General features: G+C 31.6%; 11 protein-coding genes. 1 reads left to right on the top strand and 10 read right to left on the bottom strand.

Features of this window, described 5'->3' with window-relative positions:
* The first annotated feature begins 79 nt into the window (after positions 1-79).
* Positions 80-742, top strand: coding sequence for an endonuclease III domain-containing protein (nth, locus tag ACIQ2I_RS03195; RefSeq protein ID WP_396180985.1), 663 nt, complete (start codon positions 80-82; stop codon positions 740-742).
* Between the two features lie 226 nt (positions 743-968).
* On the opposite strand, the gene ACIQ2I_RS03190 is transcribed toward nth, so the two are convergent.
* From ACIQ2I_RS03190 to ACIQ2I_RS03145, 10 genes are all read right to left on the bottom strand, one after another.
* Entirely contained in the window at positions 969-1,556 is a 588-nt protein-coding gene (locus ACIQ2I_RS03190) for an RNA polymerase sigma factor (RefSeq protein ID WP_396180984.1), read from the bottom strand.
* Between the two features lie 239 nt (positions 1,557-1,795).
* Positions 1,796-3,499 carry a family 16 glycosylhydrolase gene (locus tag ACIQ2I_RS03185; RefSeq protein WP_396180983.1) on the bottom strand — a complete coding sequence of 568 codons (1,704 nt, stop codon included), beginning with the start codon at positions 3,497-3,499 and terminating at the stop codon, positions 1,796-1,798.
* 27 nt (positions 3,500-3,526) lie between these two features.
* Positions 3,527-4,981, bottom strand: coding sequence for an MFS transporter (locus ACIQ2I_RS03180; protein ID WP_396180982.1), 1,455 nt, complete (start codon positions 4,979-4,981; stop codon positions 3,527-3,529).
* 22 nt (positions 4,982-5,003) lie between these two features.
* Positions 5,004-6,422 carry a glycoside hydrolase family 30 beta sandwich domain-containing protein gene (locus ACIQ2I_RS03175; RefSeq protein ID WP_396180981.1) on the bottom strand — a complete coding sequence of 473 codons (1,419 nt, stop codon included), beginning with the start codon at positions 6,420-6,422 and terminating at the stop codon, positions 5,004-5,006.
* Between the two features lie 92 nt (positions 6,423-6,514).
* Positions 6,515-7,714, bottom strand: a complete 1,200-nt coding sequence (locus ACIQ2I_RS03170; protein ID WP_396180980.1) for a glycosyl hydrolase family 17 — start codon at positions 7,712-7,714, stop codon at positions 6,515-6,517.
* A 50-nt stretch (positions 7,715-7,764) separates the two neighbouring features.
* Positions 7,765-11,238, bottom strand: coding sequence for a hypothetical protein (locus tag ACIQ2I_RS03165; protein WP_396180979.1), 3,474 nt, complete (start codon positions 11,236-11,238; stop codon positions 7,765-7,767).
* Positions 11,239-11,318: 80 nt separating this feature from the next.
* Positions 11,319-12,131 carry a family 16 glycosylhydrolase gene (locus tag ACIQ2I_RS03160; RefSeq protein ID WP_396180978.1) on the bottom strand — a complete coding sequence of 271 codons (813 nt, stop codon included), beginning with the start codon at positions 12,129-12,131 and terminating at the stop codon, positions 11,319-11,321.
* A gap of 13 nt (positions 12,132-12,144) precedes the next feature.
* Positions 12,145-13,590 carry an Ig-like domain-containing protein gene (locus tag ACIQ2I_RS03155; RefSeq protein WP_396180977.1) on the bottom strand — a complete coding sequence of 482 codons (1,446 nt, stop codon included), beginning with the start codon at positions 13,588-13,590 and terminating at the stop codon, positions 12,145-12,147.
* 16 nt (positions 13,591-13,606) lie between these two features.
* A complete protein-coding gene (locus tag ACIQ2I_RS03150; protein WP_396180976.1) occupies positions 13,607-16,729 on the bottom strand; it encodes a glycosidase in 3,123 nt (1,040 codons plus the stop codon).
* A gap of 263 nt (positions 16,730-16,992) precedes the next feature.
* A partial coding sequence (locus ACIQ2I_RS03145) for a triple tyrosine motif-containing protein (RefSeq protein ID WP_396180975.1) occupies positions 16,993-19,588 on the bottom strand: 2,596 nt, incomplete at its 5' end.

The raw sequence follows: 19,588 nt of genomic DNA, 5'->3' as shown, positions 1-19,588 counted from the left end.
TTAGGAAATTAGTTATATGTTATTGATTTTTGATATTGTTATTGACATTGATTAACTTTACCACATCAAATATACAAAAATGACTAAAAAAGAGCGTGCAACATTTGTTATAAATACGTTAAACGATTTGTATCCTGAAATTCCGATTCCTTTAGACCATAAAGATCCGTATACTTTACTGATTGCTGTTTTACTATCGGCGCAATGTACCGATGTTCGTGTCAATCAGATTACACCCTTGTTATTTGCCAAAGCAGATAATCCATACGATATGATAAAAATGAGTGTGGAAGAAATTAAGGAAATCATTCGTCCTTGCGGGTTATCGCCTATGAAATCGAAAGGCATTCACGGTTTATCGCACATCTTAATAGAAAAATACAACGGCGAAGTTCCTCAAAGTTTTGAAGCGTTAGAAGCCTTACCTGCCGTAGGACATAAAACCGCTAGCGTAGTGATGAGTCAGGCATTTGGAGTACCCGCCTTTCCTGTAGATACACATATTCACCGATTATTATACCGATGGAATTTAACTTCTGGAAAAAACGTGGTGCAAACGGAAAAAGATGCCAAATCCATTTTTCCGATAGCCACTTGGAACGAATTGCATTTGCAAATTATTTGGTATGGTAGAGAATACTCACCTGCAAGAGGTTGGGATTTAGAAAAAGATATCATTACTAAAACAATTGGAAGAAAATCTGTTTTAAATGACTACTATAAAAAAAATGCTTCGAAATAGTTTTCGAAGCATTTTTAATCAATTTACAATGTTTTCAAAAGTAAGTGTACCTACTTTTATCATTTTCATTGCCTGCGAATAACTCAATATAAAACTAACTGTACTTTTACTGGGTTTCATTTCTTTAATTGATTGTCTTTTTTTAGTGTAAAGTTTCCCCATATACGAACTTAATTGTTTATTTATAGGATAACGCAAGAACACAATGCAATATTGTATAAACTTATTAATTAGTTAAAATAATATTATTTTTTTCTACTATTTTTCTCAAGTTGATAACTGCATAGCGCATTCTACCTAAGGCAGTATTGATGCTAACACCTGTAATTTCTGAAATTTCTTTGAAACTTAAATCTTCGTAAAAGCGCATCTTGATCACTTCTTTTTGATCTTCTGGTAATTGTTCTAAGATTTTTCTAACGTCTATGGTAAGTTGGTTTTCAATAAGTTGGTTTTCAATTGAAGAAGTTGAATCGGTCATATAATCAAAAATGCTATATTCTTCCGTTTCTCGTTGAAACGGCATTTTTTTATTATGTCTAAAATAATCAATGACTAAATTAGAAGCAATACGCATTACCCAAGGCAAAAATTTACCTTCTTCATTATAGCCTTTGGTACGTAATGTTTTAATTACTTTAATAAACGTATCTTGAAAAATATCGTCGCATACCGAACGGTCTGGAATTTTAGAATAAATAAAACCAAAGATTTTAGACTGATGTCTTTCAATTAAAATTTGTAAAGCTGTTTCGTCTCCACCAATGTAATTTTGCAATAAAATTGCATCAGGATTTTGCACCTTATTTGCCATAATTATACTTTTTAGATTTGGAACTAAAATTTTTAAAAAAAGTATTTTTATATTATAAGCAAATAGGTTTTAGTGGTTAATTATAAGCAAATATAAAGTTAAATATTTGAAAATACCAAATAATATTTAAAAAATTAACTACTTTATTGTATTTAAGTTGGGAATATAACGTAAAATACCTCACAATAAAAGTATCTGTGAGGTATAAAATTAGATTATTTGTATAATTATAATTGAAATTATTTTACTATCATTTTTTTAACGCTTTTATTGTCTCCAGAGTAAACAGCTAGTAAATAAATCCCTTGTGAAAGATTTGTAATATCAATTTTTTGTGTATCACTTTTAGATTCTAAAACTAAAATTCCTGTCATATTATATACTTCAACTTTGTTAATTTCAGCTTCAGAATTAATATTTATGAAGTCTTCTACGGGATTTATAAACGAAAATTCTACAGGTTCTTGAATTGATGCCACTTCTAAAACACAGTTACTACCTACAACATATGAATAATAATTAGTAACAGACATACCACCAGTATAAGCAAATTTTACACCATAAATAATTGTATTACCGATAGTTTGTCCCGTAATAGTATGTGTAAAAATATTTCCTGTTACATTTGTCATTTGAGTTTCACCAAATGGATTTTGTCGCCACAGAATCGCCACAACCCCAACTTTGTCTGTATCTAACAATCCGTAAGTTATTTTAACATTCGTTCCTAATGTTTCGAAAGCATAATTATATCCTGTAGAAAAAGAACCTGATTGTGCTAAAGAACTAGTTCCAAAGCAACCTGTAACACTTGTAGTGGTTGCGCTAACAACAATTGGATTTGACACATAATTATTTCCAGACAAATCACTAGCTGTTATTGAAAAAATATAATTTGTATTTGGGTTTAAGTTGGGAACAACAACAGATTTTTGAACTCCAGAAGGGTTAGCGGTGTTTATTGTGCCACCGCTATAATTGATACTATAAGAAACATTGCCTGAATTGTCGTTACCGTTTAGTAACAATTCAATAGTTGAGCTAGTCACTGCTCCAACAGTAGCTACAAAATTTGTTGGTGCTTGCGTGTCGATAGCTGTATTTTGGTATATTCTTACATAATCTACAACCATAGCCGCTTGTGTAAAATTAGAAGGAATAGTTCCCGCTACGCCACCCATAGCAATATTTAATAATAAGTATTGTTCCGCATTAAACGGCCAATTACTCGGGGTTTTAACTGCAGGATTATAGGTATAATACGCTACACCATCCAATAAAAAAGTAATTTGAAAAGGAGACCAATTCATAGAATAAACGTGATAATCGGTTCCTAGATTAGCCGCAATAGTTCCACCAATATTTGTAGTATTTCCGAAAGATGATGGGGTATGAAGTGCACTTTGTACATATCCTGCTGGTTGCCAAGATGTTATACCATGTTCCAAAATGTCAATTTCACCACATACTGGCCAATCTGTTGTGCCGTAAATTGCATCAAAATATGCGCCATCTTCATTTACATTTTTTCCTAACATCCATAAGGCGGGCCATGTTCCTTGGTTGGTTGGTATTTTTGCACGAATATCCACACGCCCGTAAAGAAAAGCGAATTTTGAATTCAATCGTGCTGATGTATATTGTTTTGTATAACCTTGACTAGTGTATGGCTCTTTTTTGGCAACTATATTTAAAAATCCACCATTAACAGATGAATTTGTAGGCTGATCTGTGTAATGTTGTACTTCATCATTGTACCAATTTCCTCCGGATGGAATTTGGATTTGATGGTGCCATTTGGTGGCATTTATTGCTTCTACACCATTACTATCAAACTCATCAGACCAAACTAAATTATTATAAACCACATCAACCTGGGCAAAACCAAATTGTGTTGCCAACAAGATCGATAATAGCATTTGAAAAAGCGTGTTTTTTTTCATAATTATTTTATAAAACTGCATCATTTACTATTTTGATTGTATTTGGTCAACCTGTTTTTGAACTAATAATTTCCTTTCTTCTAATTCTTTTTTTATCTCATTTGCCTTTTTCTCCGTAAGATCATAATCCCACATGATATACATGGCTATTAATGTACCACATATTGGCACGCCAGAGAAAAACAATCTTAGCCCTGTAACTGCACCCTCAGGTTGGGTAGGCGCTCCTGCTTTAAATGCTACGGCAGACATAATAACGCCCGTTAGCAATCCTGCAATTGCAAAACCAAACTTAACCATCCACCAGTAAATAGCGCCAAAAATACCTTCTCTTCTTTTACCTGATTCTAACTCATCCATATCACAAACATCCGCAGTCATAGACATCATTAGTGTAAACAAACTTCCAATTCCGAAAGCGAAAAATGGCAATGCAAATAAAAACATATAGGGCTTACCCGGAATAAATAATAACCAAAGTAATATATATCCTATTACAGAAATCCCTTGTGAAATTAAAAATGCTGTTTTTTTCTCCATTTTTTTGGACATCCAAGCCACAATTGGAATAACAATAAAAGTGGTAGCTAAAGCGCCCATACAACCGAAAAGTGTTGGCCAAATTCCTGCTGCTGCGGTATCACCATTAAACAAATAATATACAACTATAAAAAAAGTGAAACCTGCAACCGTATTGAAAGCATTAAAAATAAAAAAGGTAGCAATACATAGTTTTCTAAATGGTTTATTAGAAAACGCTTCTTTAAAACTACTTACTATTTCTTTTAAACTTCCTCCAATAGTTCTAACTGTTAATGGTTTTAATGTATTATCAAATTTGGTTGATTTGCTTTTAATAAAAATGGCAGGTACCATCGCTAAAAGCATAAATACTAATCCCACCCAAATGGCCAATGTTCTTGTGGCAGTATCTGCATTTGGAAACCAAGCTGGATCGTACATAATTACCCAAAACCATGGCGCGATAACCCAAGCCCACTGCCCTATCCACTGAGAAATAGCCATGATACTGGTGCGTTCATGAAAATCGTCACTCATTTCATATCCCATAGCTACATAAGGTACACTAAAAATGGAAAGACCAATGTGAAAAATTAATGACATTACAAGAAAAAATATGAAGTTATAAGTCACACTGTTTTCGCGGTATAATTGCCACATAATTATAAAAGATATTCCCATAATGATGGAGCCAATAAAAACATATTGTCTTCTTCTTCCCCAATCTGATTTTGTATTATCAGATATAAACCCCATGATAGGATCGAAAAAAGCATCAACTATTCTAGGTACAAAAAATAAAACACCCCACATCCATGATGGCATTCCTAAGTTTTCGACTAATACAACCATGAAAATTCCTAAAGCAGCTGGAAACATTTGGTTGGCTAGCATTCCTAATCCAAAGGCGATTTTTTGACTCATTGGAACCATTACTTTGGTATTTGTATTATTTGACATATGTTTAATTTTAATTTAGCAATTAGTTAGGTTTTATAATTATTGTTTGCAGCGCATTTGCATCTATTGTAATCATTTTATTCTTTTTATTTAACTGAATAGCAATTGTTTGAATACGTTCCGTTGGATTAAAAACAGCTATTGCAATAGAACCATCTAGATTCTTAACTGCTGTTGCTATTATTTCTTTATTGTCTGTGGTACATCCTATCTTCACAGCACCAGGACGCATGAATTTGCTGAAATGAGCCATCACATAATACAAAGGAGTAAAGTAAACCTCATCATTTTTATCATCAACAAGTATTGGAGCCACGCACCAATTTTTGAACCAATTTGGTCCACCTTGTCTATCTAAGACCATGTTCCAATCTACCCATCCATCTACCCAATTGTTTAAACAACCAATTATATCCATAGCATAACGATTTACTGGAGCATATTTTGGATGTAAGGGTTTGTCTTTTTCACTAGCCCAATCCCAACCCCAATCCGTAGCTTCTTTTTTCCAATACCAAGCATCATCTTGCCAATGCGGAATTTCAGAATCTATACAACCTTCGGTTTCAATTAAATATTTGTTAGGTACTTTTTGGTGAGCGTATTGTAAATCAGCAGGGAAAACTTCGTAGGTACTTTCATACCAATGAATGGCCATTCCATCAAAATATTTAGAGGTGTTTGCATCTTTATACATTTCGTCTGCCCATTCTTTGATGCCTGCACGGTTTTGATCATATCCAAGAATTTTCACATTTCCCCAACCGTCTTTTTCTAATGTTGGACCGAGATGATTTTGAACAAAATTTGTCATTTCTTCTGGAGAAAAAAGGGTACTTTCCCAATTATTTCCGTTTCCATGGGGTTCGTTTATTACGGTTATTCCCCAAATATCAATACCTTCCTTTTTATAAGCTTTCAAATATTTTGAAAAATAAAGAGAAAAAGTGTCGTTAAACTCTGCTAATAATTTTCCTCCAACATAGCTTTTATTGTCTTTCATCCATGGTGGACAAGACCAAGGAGAAGAAATAATTTTAAATCCATCTTTAGAAATCGCTTTTGCCTCTAAAATCATCGGAATTAAATCGGATTTATCATCTTCTATGGTAAAATGTTCCAAAGACTTGTCGTTTTCAACTTTGGCATACGTGTAATTACTTAATGAAAAATCACAAGAAGCAATATGGGTTCGTGTTAAAGAATAATTAGCACCTGCTTCGCTGAAATAAGCATTTAAGATTTTGTTTCGATTATTATTACTTAATCGGTTTAATAAATAAGCTGAAGATTCTGTAAATGAACCACCAAAACCAGTAATCGTTTGAAATTTTTCATCAGGATTGATAGTTAAAACAATTGGAGTTCCTTCGTTTGAAAATTGAGTGATTTTAGTCAATGAATTTCCACTTGCAGATGTTTCATAGACTTGCACTTTCATTTCTTTTGTGCTTGAGCAACTATATGTTGACAATACAATACTAGTTATCAAAAGTTTATAAAGCGTTGTTTTAAAATAAATTTTAGCCATAATTAATTTTGATTAATAAGTCTTGGAACTTTTACATCCTGCCATAAGGCTTTTTCATCACCATTATAGGTTTTTACAATTGGTTTCCCATTGCGAGTTAAACCACTAAAAATTCCTTTATCAACTTTATCCCAAAGCGCAAATTTGGCTTGGTTTTGCAAATTGATCAATCCGAAATGATTTTCAGAACCTAAAGGATTTGAACCATCTTTCCAATTTTCATCAAAAGCTTCAAAATAAAAACATGTAATTTTTTCTTTGTTTGACCATTCTCGCATCAATTTATAATATTGAGCTGCTTTGTATTCGTCGGCTGCTTTGGAACCTTTATCTCCGTAATACAAATTATCAATGGTAGTCCAACCGGTTTCACCAATTTGAACTGGCTTATCTTCGCCAATCGATTTCATATATTTTACAACTCCATCATATTGTGAAATAGCATAATCTCTGGCTCTCAACATAGCCGCATCTATTTTCATTTTATCGGATAGATTTGTTTCATTTTCTTTAATTCCCCATATTTCTGGAAAATAACGTTCGTCGTGAATAGGATACGAATGCAAAGAAATATAATCTACCGCTTTTATTAATCTATTCAAATCTTCGGTGTGATATTGCTCCTCACCTCCTCCCCAAGAAAGGTAATTGTCTGAGCTTGTTATCCATAAATTCTTTGGTAATTGTTCTGATTTTTTTAATTCTTGTAAATGATTAACCCATTTTAAAATTATAGCTGGTGTAACATAATAACTGGTTGCCCATTTCACCATTGCTTCATTTCCAACAGAAATAATTTTAATAATCTCTGGATATAGATTGGATAATTCTACAGCTTTTTGAATTTCAATTGTATTACGTTGACTTTCTTCTTCATGAATTGGAGCAATTTCTGTCCAAGCATTTTTACAATCAATCCAAACGCCTAACATTACATACATTTCAAACTTGGGATTCTCTTTTTTTAATTCGGTTATCGCTTTTAGTACATTTACTATTTCCTCACGATGCAGATTATAGGTTCTGATTATTTTAATATTTAAAGCGGCTAAAATTTTTAAATCCTCCTTAACTTCGGAAACATTTGGTTCGATATCTCTTGAATTGGTTCGATAGCCTCCATAACAAATGCCTTGATATTTAGGATTTCCTAATAATTTTTCTGCAGTTATTTCTCTTGAAACCAGATTATTAGTAATCATTGGTTTACATGATATAAAAAATAGTAATAGGATGTAAATCAGCTGTTTCATTATCTTAAAATACTTTCGTTTAAATATACTTCAACCAATGAAATTTCATTAGTTCGGTGAAATATTTTATTGCTTTCTTCTTGGTTTAATTCTAAGGAATCAAACGTTTTTGTTTCACCATTTTTATAGTTCAAAACAATTTTACTTGTTGGATGAATTTTATAAATAACTGGTACTTGACAGGTTGTAAATGCTAAGCTATTTTTCTTAAGATGTATTTGTTTTTTGGAACCGTCAACCAGTATAAAAGTAGCTTCGGTATCATTGGATAAAAAGGCCTCTTTTTGAAGAAAGGTTGGTTGGAAATGTAATTTTCCATCTTTTATTTTTACACCAAATTCACCTATTCTAACTAAGACATCTTCTTTTACTTGACCAGTCATTCCGGGTTGTTGGGCGCCTTTACCAAAGGGAGTATGCGAATACGGATCGGTTGGAAAAGCACCGTAGACTTTAGGCGATTTATGAATACCAATTCCTGCTCCAATTTCATCAAAATGATGCACTAAAGCTGCAACTGTTGTTTGGTCTTCATTAGCATCTATTGCTTTATTAATTACTTCTAAAACAGCTAAATGCAATTTCGACACCATGTGCCAATAAATAGATCCTAAACCTTCGTAACCATAAAAAGTTCCTGAACGACCAGTAAATGCTTTATGATTAAATACTTCTTCAAAAATTTGTAGTAGGAGAACTGAGTCTTTTTGTACTAATTCTTTGTAGTCGTTATTTAAAGTTAAATGCTCCAAAGCAATTTTTAAATCGGTGGCGTTATGAAAATTTCCATTAAAATGAAAATTTCCTTTACTATCTTTATTAATTATTTGAACATTCGAATGACTTAAAAGTTGCTTTAATAAAGCCGACTTCTCGACACTTTTCTTTGGAATCGTATTTTTTTCTAAAAATTTAGGTAATTCTTTATTTGGATATAAAATATAGCTATTTTGATCTTTTCTGTACAAGTCACTATTTCTTAAAGCATCCAACACCTTAATTGATTGTTTTGCGGAAAGAATTCCAGAACTTAAAATGGCCACTTGACCTTCAAGCATTTCTGGTAAATAAGAAATTGAAATGCCATTATTTTCAATAGACATTAAATTATAAGCGTGAAAAAGTTGATCTTCTCTTTGGTTGGCTTTTATTGAATGTTCGATAAAATCAATACTAACTTGAGTAAAATTTTTCAAACCTTGCATTGAATGTGTTCTTTTTTTACCCCAAAATCCGCTATTGTAAACATGAAATCGATATTCAGAAGCAGCTTGGCCTAACGAATCAAGTATTCTTTTTCTGTCTTCATTTGAAATTGAACCTGATAATAAGTGCTGTTGGGTAAGTAAGCATTCTCTAATAGCATGGTAGAACTCAACCATTTCATTAGAAATTTTAATTGTTTCTTGGTCAGAATTATCTAATAGTTGTTGAAAGAACTTTAGAAATCTTCTTAAATAATTAAGCGTAACCATAGAAACTCCATTACCTACTAATGCATTATTTGCATCATTCCATTCTGGTCGTTGGGTATTCATCCAAATACCGGCTTCTGGAATAAAGTTGGACATTTTAGCCAAAATAGTTGCCAATAATTTTTCTATTAGGTTTACATGATAAATTTCGTCATTATTGTCTCTTAATAAGGCACCATCAGCTCCATTTTCTTTACGACGTTGATTGATTTTGGCATCCCATTCATGATTAAATTCAATCGTTTCTTTTGGATTTTTTAGAATTTCTTTATAAGACTTTATATTATATGGCACTGCAGCATATACAAAACATTCTTTATCAAAATAAGCATTTAATTTTCCTGGTTGATAATTTTCTATGAATTCTAAAAACTTTAATAAATAGATAATCTGATGATCACCCCAATAACCTATGTAAGACCAAGGATTATCTGGTTCTATCGTTTCCCAATCAAAACCATCTTTCGTAACACGGTATGGATTATATCCGTCAAAAGTTGATGCATTTAAAAATTTATGAATCATTCCGTCTATAAACTCTGGATAAGCGTTGGCTAATGATTCCCAATTTTGAAAAATATCTCGCCAATTGCCTTCATAATCTAATATTTTTGATCCGTCTATTTCACTTCTTGTATTTATAGAAAACTTATTCCATGGACGACTTGGGTCACCATGTCTACGGCTGAACTTTAATGGAAGATATTCCGTACAAAGGCGAATTAAATCCGCATTATTATTACTAAAAATTAGTTGTTGAAGAAATGAATAATTAAAAGTTTCTGGTAAATTTTTTATAAAATTTTCTTCGTCTTTAAATAAAATCTTGTTTGCTTTAGCGATATAGTTTACAAAATCATTTTTCTCAATCGAATAATTGTTATCAAAAATACCCCCTCGCATAATGTTAAACAAAACATTTGAAAAATGTCGCGAATCTTTACGTTTGTCTGCTGTAAATTGCAATCCGTCAGCTGTTGCATTAAGAGCAATAAGATTTTGAGTACCTAAATCGATATCTTGAACAATTTGATTTTCAAGAGTTACGTCATTAGAAATTGCATCGGCAATTTGAATAACTTGTGCTTGGTTTTGGTTAACATTTGCAATTATCTTCCAAGTTTTTGATGCCTTTTTTTCTAAAAACAGCTTGGTTGAAATGAAATAAGCTCCTTTTTCACCTTTTATGTCTGTTTCTTGATGTATGTCTTGAAATCTTCTAAATGCTGGAAGTTGAAGTGAGGAAAGTAAATACGTTGGCTTATCTAATCCCAAAGACCAAACAGTATTTGCTTTTAATGCTTCACTAGGTTCCGCTTTATCAACTATAATTGCACTTAAAGCAAAAATTCCTAAGCCACTTTCTGAGTGAAGTTCATTTCTTTTATAAGCATCAACTAAATTACTAGTTGAATTTTGCAAGTCGCTATTAACACCTTGAGGTAATATGTTTTGAATTCCGTCTAAAACATTTATGTTGTAATCATTTTGAGAATCGTTAATCAATTCTGATTTTTTTACAAAACCAAACAAATTACTAGCATTCCATTGGTACCTGTAAGTCAAATTAAAATCATGATGAATTTCTTCAAAGATAATTTTATTTCCAAATTCGTTTTTATATAAATTCCTAGTTAAATTATAGGTTTCATTAAAACGTTCAGAGAAGGGTTCCCAAATATATTTCTCGTTGTTTTTATCAATTTGAAAAATAGTTTTACTACCTGTAATATCTGCAAATTCTGTTATTTTATCATCAGTGTAATAAGGAAAAAGAGCGAACTCTGCATTTTTTCTACCAGCAGTTAAACCGCCGTTACTTGAAATAAACATCCAGTGATTGGAATCACTAACGATACTCATAAAAAAAGGTCTCATCAAATCATGGTTAGTGATTTTAAAAAACATTTCATTATTGATGAAAACCGATTCTAAATTTATTTCTTTCTTATTATTTACAAAAATATTTGTGTCAGATATATAGTTATTTGGGCTCATAATTGCTAAAATTCAATTGTATTTCTTAGTTTTATTAGGCATTAAATGTTTTATGAAATCCTTGTTTTATAAAAGAAATATTATTGATACACTCTAACATAATCTACTAACATTTCTTGTGGAAATGGGGTTTCACTATTTGGAGCACCAGGATAATTTCCTCCCACAGCCATGTTTAGTATTATGTAAAAAGGATTATTAAAAACCCAATCACCTGTTACTTCTGATGGTGTAATTTGATTATAAAGTACCTCATCTACATAAAAATTGATATAATTTTCATCCCATTCCACTCCAAAAACATGGAAATCAGTATCAAATCTGCTATTTGGTAAAGTATACGTTTTAGTTATTGCATTACCTCCTGAATAACCAGGACCATGAACAGTTCCAAACACTTTAGTTGGGCTATTACCTAAATATTCCATAATATCTATTTCTCCGCATTGCGGCCAAATAGCTGTATCAGAATTGGAACCTAACATCCAAAAAGCAGGCCATAAGCCTTTTCCTCTAGGCAATTTTATTCTTGCTTCAATTCTGCCATATTTGGTTTCAAATTTACCTTTAGTTACTATACGAGCTGATGTAAATGCTTTCCCCATATATTGCTCTCTACGTGCAGTAATTTTTAATACCCCATTTTCAACAATAATATTTTGAGCTCTGCTTGTGTAATATTGCAACTCGTTGTTTCCCCATCCGTTATTTCCTGATCCAATATTATAAGACCATAAATTAGGATTAGGCGCTCCATTTACATTAAATTCATCGCTCATTACTAACGTGTTTTTAGTAACAACTGTTTGTTTATCATCTTTAGTACAACTACTTAATGAAAAAATAATAGCAGTAGTTATGATAATTTTGTATTTTATTTTGTTAGATATCATCTTTATTTATTTTTTAATTGTGAAAATATATATTATCTACATATATTATTGAATTATCCCCACCTTCCAGAATAATTTGAGCTAGGTTTGATTTACTCAACAAACCTGGCATAGCAGAAAATGGAATTTCTATTGAAATCCAGTTTTGAGATACTACAGGAGTAGAAGTTGTTGCTGTAAATGTTGTAGAATGTCGGGTGTCATCTCCACCGCCAAAAACACCATTTGCGCCAAAATCCACTACTATTACTCTTAACTGTCTGCCTGGTGCAATAGCTCCAGGGATAAAAGCATCTAAATGAATATGCGTCATACTAGTAGCATTTACTGTTGGACTACTAAACTCAATTCCAACAAAATTAAAGTTGGTGTAATTCAATACGTTGTCACCTAGAACAGAAAAATTATTAGATAAAGTAGTTTGCCATGGTTGCCAATACCCATTATAATAATTAACTGGAACATTAGAATATGTATCAGAGAAAATAGAAATTACATTAGCTGGACTCAAAGTTGGTGTAGGTGCGTTGACATAAGTACCTGAGCAATTAATTATCAAACTACCTAAAGCGGGTTGTCCATTAAAGGTGGCAGTAATTACAGCCGTTCCAGCACTTAAAGGTGTTACTAAACCAGAATCACTTACTGTTGCAACAGAAGGATTTGAAGAAGTAAAATTTAAAAAAGCCGGACTTATAGCAACAGATTGATTCAAACCGTTAGGCATATTAAATGTAGCCAGTACACCTGTTATTGATGAAGTTACACCAACAAAAGTAGATCTAGTAATGTTGTTACCGTTCATTATAGAAGCTTGTAATGGTAAAATAGTACCTAATTTTTCGAATTTTAATTCATCAATCCAAAATGTGTATCCAAAACCGTTTGTTCCTTGAGTTCCTGCAGAATATCTAAACATCCCTTTTTCTTGCAATAATTTTGAAGCATTAGGAATTGGAATAATATATTTGGTCCAAGCAGTTCCTAAACTAATATTAGTCATTGTAGTTATGTATTTATTAGGATAGAAATCTTCTCCAAAACCAATCTCTCCAATTGTTACCCCTTGAGATGCTTTAGCCCAAAACGTAAGCGCGTCAAAATCAGTTAAATTTCGACCAGCACCATCTACCCTTAAAATACCTCCAGCATAATTTCCTTGTGGATCAGTTGCATTTGGTACGTCAAAACGCATAGAGGCATTACCTTTATAACTTACATTACTATCAACTGACCATGCCGTAAATTTTGATCCAACAGGATTATTTGCATCTGGGCCATAAGGAAAATAAAAGTTAGTACCCATACCTACTGGTGCATCTGTAAACACTTCAGCTGTTTTAGCAAATGTAGCGTCTGTAGCTTCATCTGATAAATCTCTTTCACAGTTCAAATTGACAAGTACAATTACTAGCAATAAAAACGAATTTCTTAAATAATTAATTATAGTATTTTTCATTTCTGTATTTTTTAAATTATTTACCAATATTTATATGAATATATGTTCTAATTTCCCATTCAGATCCATTACCAAAACCTACTGGACTTATAGCAGGCACGGCAGGATAAGTGTTTGCTGGCACAAAAGTTGGAGAATATCTAGGAGAATATTGATTTAACGTTCGCCATATACCCATTAAACCAATTCTTGTATCTGGTAAAATATACCAGCTTGGTTTACCTAAAGATGTTGAAATATCTACTTGAGTTTGAAGTGGATAAGTTAAGTTAAAATCACGGTGGTAATCAAAAGGTCCCCAATCATTAAATTTAAGTGAAGAAACTAGTTTCACTTTTTTGTAAATCATTCTAATATCTCCACCCATTCTGTTAATGGTTCTTTCTGAATCTCCATTAGCTTGACCATTTCCAAAATAGATATTTGCAATCATTCCTAAATCTGGACTAATTTTTGAAACAATTCTAGTATTTGATTCCCATAAGTTTTGCGCTGGAGCAGATTTGTCAAAGGCAAAAGGAGTTCTGTTTGATAAAAATCCTATAGCCGCATCCATTGTTGTAGGTAATTTTCTGTAAACAAAACCTGTACTAAATGCAAATTTTGCGTCTTCAAGCATATCATTATTCCATTCATACATCCATGTAGCTGGAGTTGGATCATAAGTAATTAATAATTCTCCTCCTAATGTTTCTCTATTGGCTCTTACAAAAAATGGGTCATCCAATACATTTCTTAATCTTCCAGGGGCATCTACACCATTAGGCATTGCTTCCACTATAGGCTTTTGCCATAAAACATTTGGGGCTACTTGTAAATTAGAATTAATGTTATATGTAAAACCTGCTAAAAAATTCATTTGGTTACCACTTCCTGTGTCTTTTAATCTCCAACCTGTAAACGTTTGAACGTTGTCTGCACCACCTGAAGCAACAAGACCTTGAATAGCACCTTGGGTGTAGGCATTGAATTTACCTTTAGAAAACGTAACTTTTACTTTTCCTCCCCAATTGTCTTTGTTATTAATTTTATCGACTTTAACAACATTGCCGTCCATCATCTGAAACTCTCTACCGTTTAAGGGTTGTCCTCCCCAAATACCTCCAGCATCAAAACCAAAAGCACCTAACTTCGTTTTAAAATGAACAGTCGCTCTTCTTGTTTTTGGTACCGGAAATGCAATTGAAGAAACCGTTTCTGAAGCTTCAACTTGATTAATATCTTCATGATATACTATAGTCGCATCAACTTTTCCTAATTTCGTTCCATATTTTACTAAATAAGCTGGATTTGCTCCCCACCATAATTGGGGTCCAAATGCTGCTTTAAAACCTTTTAGACTTCTTTTACCATCAATTTCAAAACCTAGGGTTTCACCATTATATATATCTAAATTTGCTCCGTAATTTGCTTCAGAATATAAAGCAAAGAAATCACCTTCATAACCCCAATGATAATGCCCCGCTCTGTAAAAACCTTTCAAATCAAAATCCTTAGCATTCCATTTGTAAGAAGCGTTATACACTTGAACCCTATTAAAGTCGTTGACCATCATTGGACCGTCAGGCGTATCAAAAGATTGCGCTCTACCTCTGTTTTCGTAAAAAATTTCATTAATTGGGTTTTCAGCAACTCTGCCTAAAACATTGAAATTTACGTTTGCTTTCATGTTGGCAGACGGATTTCCTTCTACACCAATAAAATAGGATTGCATGTGATCAAAACCAAGTTTATTTGGGTAATTCGCAGTATCAGGATCATCTGATTTTGGCGTTGAAATTAAGCTTCCGCCCGTATTAAAAGTGGTGAATTCAGCTCTAAGATTACTTATTTTTAATATTCCACCATCATTGCTAGCTAATGCTGCTTTGTCCGCACGCGCTCTAAGTGTGGCATCCATCAAATTGGCTCCATCAAAAAGAGTTTTAAGTTGCTCTTTGTCAGCATTTGCCGAAAACGGATTGAATTTATGAATTTCTTTCAAAACATAATATGCTGCTCTTGGATACAATTGGTAAAAACCTTTATCGTTAGTTGGGCCTTTTGCACATATACCAAACCATTCTTCATTCATATTGTTTTCACCTTCAATAAAATCTTTTTGGTAACCACCATTAGACCATGAAGCATTATTATCATGTAAATCTAAATTAGAAGTTTGACCATATTTCCACCAACCATCACTAAATTGAAACGTAAAACCACCAATAGCATTTCCAGCTTTACCCATTCCTGAAGCATTATTGTATATTTCATTCCAATTGCCTTTTAAGTAAAAAGCTTGTGCGTTTTGATCTTCTTGATTGGTTATGGCATTAAAAGTATCTGAACCAAATTCTGTAAATAGAACAGGCTTACCATATTCTTTTTTAACTCTTTCAAATAAATCACCAAATGAAACACCTCTATATACATTTGTTCCTAATACATCAATATCTTTACATTCTTCTGCTATGATGTCAAGAAAAAGCAAATCACCATTACAAATAGCCATTGGGTGATTGGAGTCAATAGCTTTCATAGAAACTACTGCTTCATTGAATAATTTATACATAGAACGAGCTCTAACTGTAGATTTTCTATCTTTTACAGGTATGTTTTCAGTCTCAGCTCCATCCCAAAACAAGCCATAATTATTTTCATTCCCTAAAAGAAATAATAATAATCCTTTGGTATCTTTATACTCTTTGGCCATTTGGGTCACTTCGCTTAAAAGAAGTTTCTTTGTCTTAGGATCAGAATATTCTGTATTTGGTTTCCAAACACCATCTATAGTTAAACCGTATCTACCAAAAGAGTGGTTTAACATGGTGTAAATACCAAAATTAGTATGAATATACTCAATCCATTTTTTAGGAATTCCAGAATAAACACGTATGGTGTTTACACCCATGTTTTTTAGCAAACCCATTTCGTCGTCAAGTGCTTGTTGAATAAAAGCATCTGTTTGATTCCATAGACTATAAGAATAATTTGTGCCAATTGGAAAATAATCCCAGTTCATTCCATTTATAATGAAATTTTTGCCTTCAATAGTTATGCTATGTTCGGAATTATTTTTCTGGATAGCAATTTTTTCTGTTTGAGAGAAACTAGAAAACGCACTGCAAAAAATTAGTAAATAAAAAAAATTTTTCATTTAAAGTACTAGATTAAGTTAATGGTTAATTAAAGTTTGTAAATAATTATATGTATTTCAAAAATACTGATGAATTTTCATTAATAAAAGAAAAAAAACCACAACAAAGTACATACATGATAAAAAATCACTTGTATAGTTGTGAATTTATTGTTAAAACAGGCTTTAAAATTATAAAAATAAGATATTTAAAACCATTTAAAAATTGATATTCTTGCTTTTGTTGAGGAAATGTATAGGTGTTTTAGTGTAAAATTGAATCTCTAAATAGACAAAATATACTCAACTAGTCCTTTTTCGTGTGGTAAATCAATTTTTTTACGCAAACGATATCTTTTAATTTCCACACTTCGTACAGAAATATTTAAAAGAGGTGCAATTTCTTTAGAAGACAAGTTCAATCTTAAATAAGCACATAGTCTTAAATCATTTGGTGTTAAAGAAGGATGACTTTCTTTAACTTTCTTTAGAAAATTATTATCCGCGCTATCAAAAGCTTCTTTAAAAATATTCCAAGTGCTCTCTTCCTTTACATTACTATTTATTGTAGAAATTACGGCTTTGATACTTCTATTCGTTGAACTATCCGTGGAGTTTTTAAGATCCGCTTTAATTATGTTTAATAATTCTGTTTTCTTAATAAGATTCATTGTTGATACGGCTAATTCTTTGCTTTTCTTATCCACATCTTGAGTTAGCTGTTCGTTTTTAATTTTCATTATTTTTTGATCATTCTCTAATTCTTTAAGTTCTAATAAAATATCATTTTCGGCTATAATTCTTTGGTGTCTTTTTTCGTGAAAAACAGTATAAAATTTATGAATATAAAATCCTATTATTAGCAACAAAATAAAATAAAATAACTTTGCCCATGCGTTCGCATAAATAGGTTTGGATATCACAAAAGAATACGATTCAATATTGTCTGTAATAGAATTTGCCACTTTGGCCCTAACATAAAATGTATAATCACCTGCTGGTAAATTTTCAAATACAACTTTAGAATTAAAATTCCAGTCACTCCATTTGTCATTAAAACCCGCTAACCTATATTGGTATTCTGCGTTAATGTAATTATCATATTCCGGAACCGTATAACTAAATTCTAAATTATTTTGATCATGCTCTAAATGTACTTCGTCTTTGATTGAAATATTTAATGGTTTAGAATTGACTCCTGAATTTGAAATCCTAATTAAAGATACTTTATAATTACTAAATTTAAAATCAATATTTTTTAAAATATAATACCCATCCGTAGAACCAATCAAATAATTAACATCATTCAATTGTAAAATATTTTCATATCCTGGCATAGAATTGGTCATTGAAGAAGGAATAGGTAAACTGTTCTTTTTTAATTCTGTAGATAGCTTTCCAGAGGAGAAATAATGGATGTAGTTTTTAGTAAAAAACCAAAGTTTATTTGATTTATCTACAATCATTTTACCAGTAACATATTCGTCATTTTCAAATATAGAGCTTAACGACTTGTCTTTAAAAAATTGTTTGGTTTGATTATTAAGTTTAAAAATTCCGTTTTTATAGGCGTAGTAAATTTGATTATTATATTTTACCAATGTAGCATTTTTACCTTTAATAGGATTTTTAAATTTGATAACTTTAGTAGCTTTAGTCAATAAATTATCAACTGAAAATGTATATACTCCTTTGTATTCGTGACTTACATAGATGTTCTTATTATTAAGTATTTCAAAATGCTTAGAAGAATAATTAAAACCTTGAATTTTGTTTTTAAAAACCCATCCATTTGTGCTTTTCTCTAAAACTGAAATACCATTATAATTTCCTTGTAAAATAAAATTATCCCCATTTAAATAGGGTTCAAACTTCCAAGTGCCAGAACCTGAAAAAATTAGATTGGCGTTGGCCCCATTTACAACAAAAGTGCCCGAGTCGTGCCCGCAAAAAAGGGTATTTTTAAATGAAAATAAAGACCAAACCTGTCCTTTAGTGTTTTGTACAAATTCAAATTTAGAAGAAGAATTCAAATCTTTACAAAAAAGTCCATGATTGGTTCCAATATATAACTTATTGTTGTGTGTAGCTGATGCATAAATTGAACCCAAAATACCCGTATTGTCAATATAACTATTTATAGGAGAGTTTAAATTGATACAATTAATTCCATTATCTAAACCAATCCATAAATTTTTATCTACATCTTCAAATAACGAAAGTGCGGTATTATTACTTAATCCTGAATTTTGTGTAATGTGGTAAATTAAATTCCCTTCTTTGGATAAAATAAAAATTCCATTAGAAATTGAGCCAAGTGCCACACTTTCATCAGATAATAACTGACTACTATAAATATTACTTTGTTGTATTTCGGCATCAATATTGGTCTGAAATTTAGATAAAACACCATTTTTATATTTAAAAATACCTTGTTTTTGGGTAACTAAAAGTAAGCCATCAGAGGTTTCAAATATATTTATTAGTTTGTTTTGATTTATAATATCATTACTTAAAAACAACTTGCTTTTACCTTGATCTATTTCAAATAACCCATTTGGTGTTTGAAAATAAATACCATTTGAGGTTTTAAAAGCTTTGTTAATAGTGCTTTTAGGTTCTATAATTGTAAATACCTTAGTTTTGGTATTATAGGCGTAAATTTTTTCTAAAGATTGAAAAAGTATCCAATTATCAAATGGAAAAATACCCCAAAATTGTTCGTCATCATTAATTTTAGACTTGATAGATTTGCTTAAAGAGGTGTAAAATAATTCGCCATTAGCAGCCCGTTGCCAATAACCAAATTCCATAAAAGCCCCAGTATATATTTTATCCTGAATGCATTTAACAGAACGAATAATAGTTTCATTTGGTGAG

This window comes from Flavobacterium sp., assembly GCF_044368995.1.
Classification (GTDB): domain Bacteria; phylum Bacteroidota; class Bacteroidia; order Flavobacteriales; family Flavobacteriaceae; genus Flavobacterium.
This window is presented reverse-complemented; position numbering and strand designations above follow the sequence as displayed.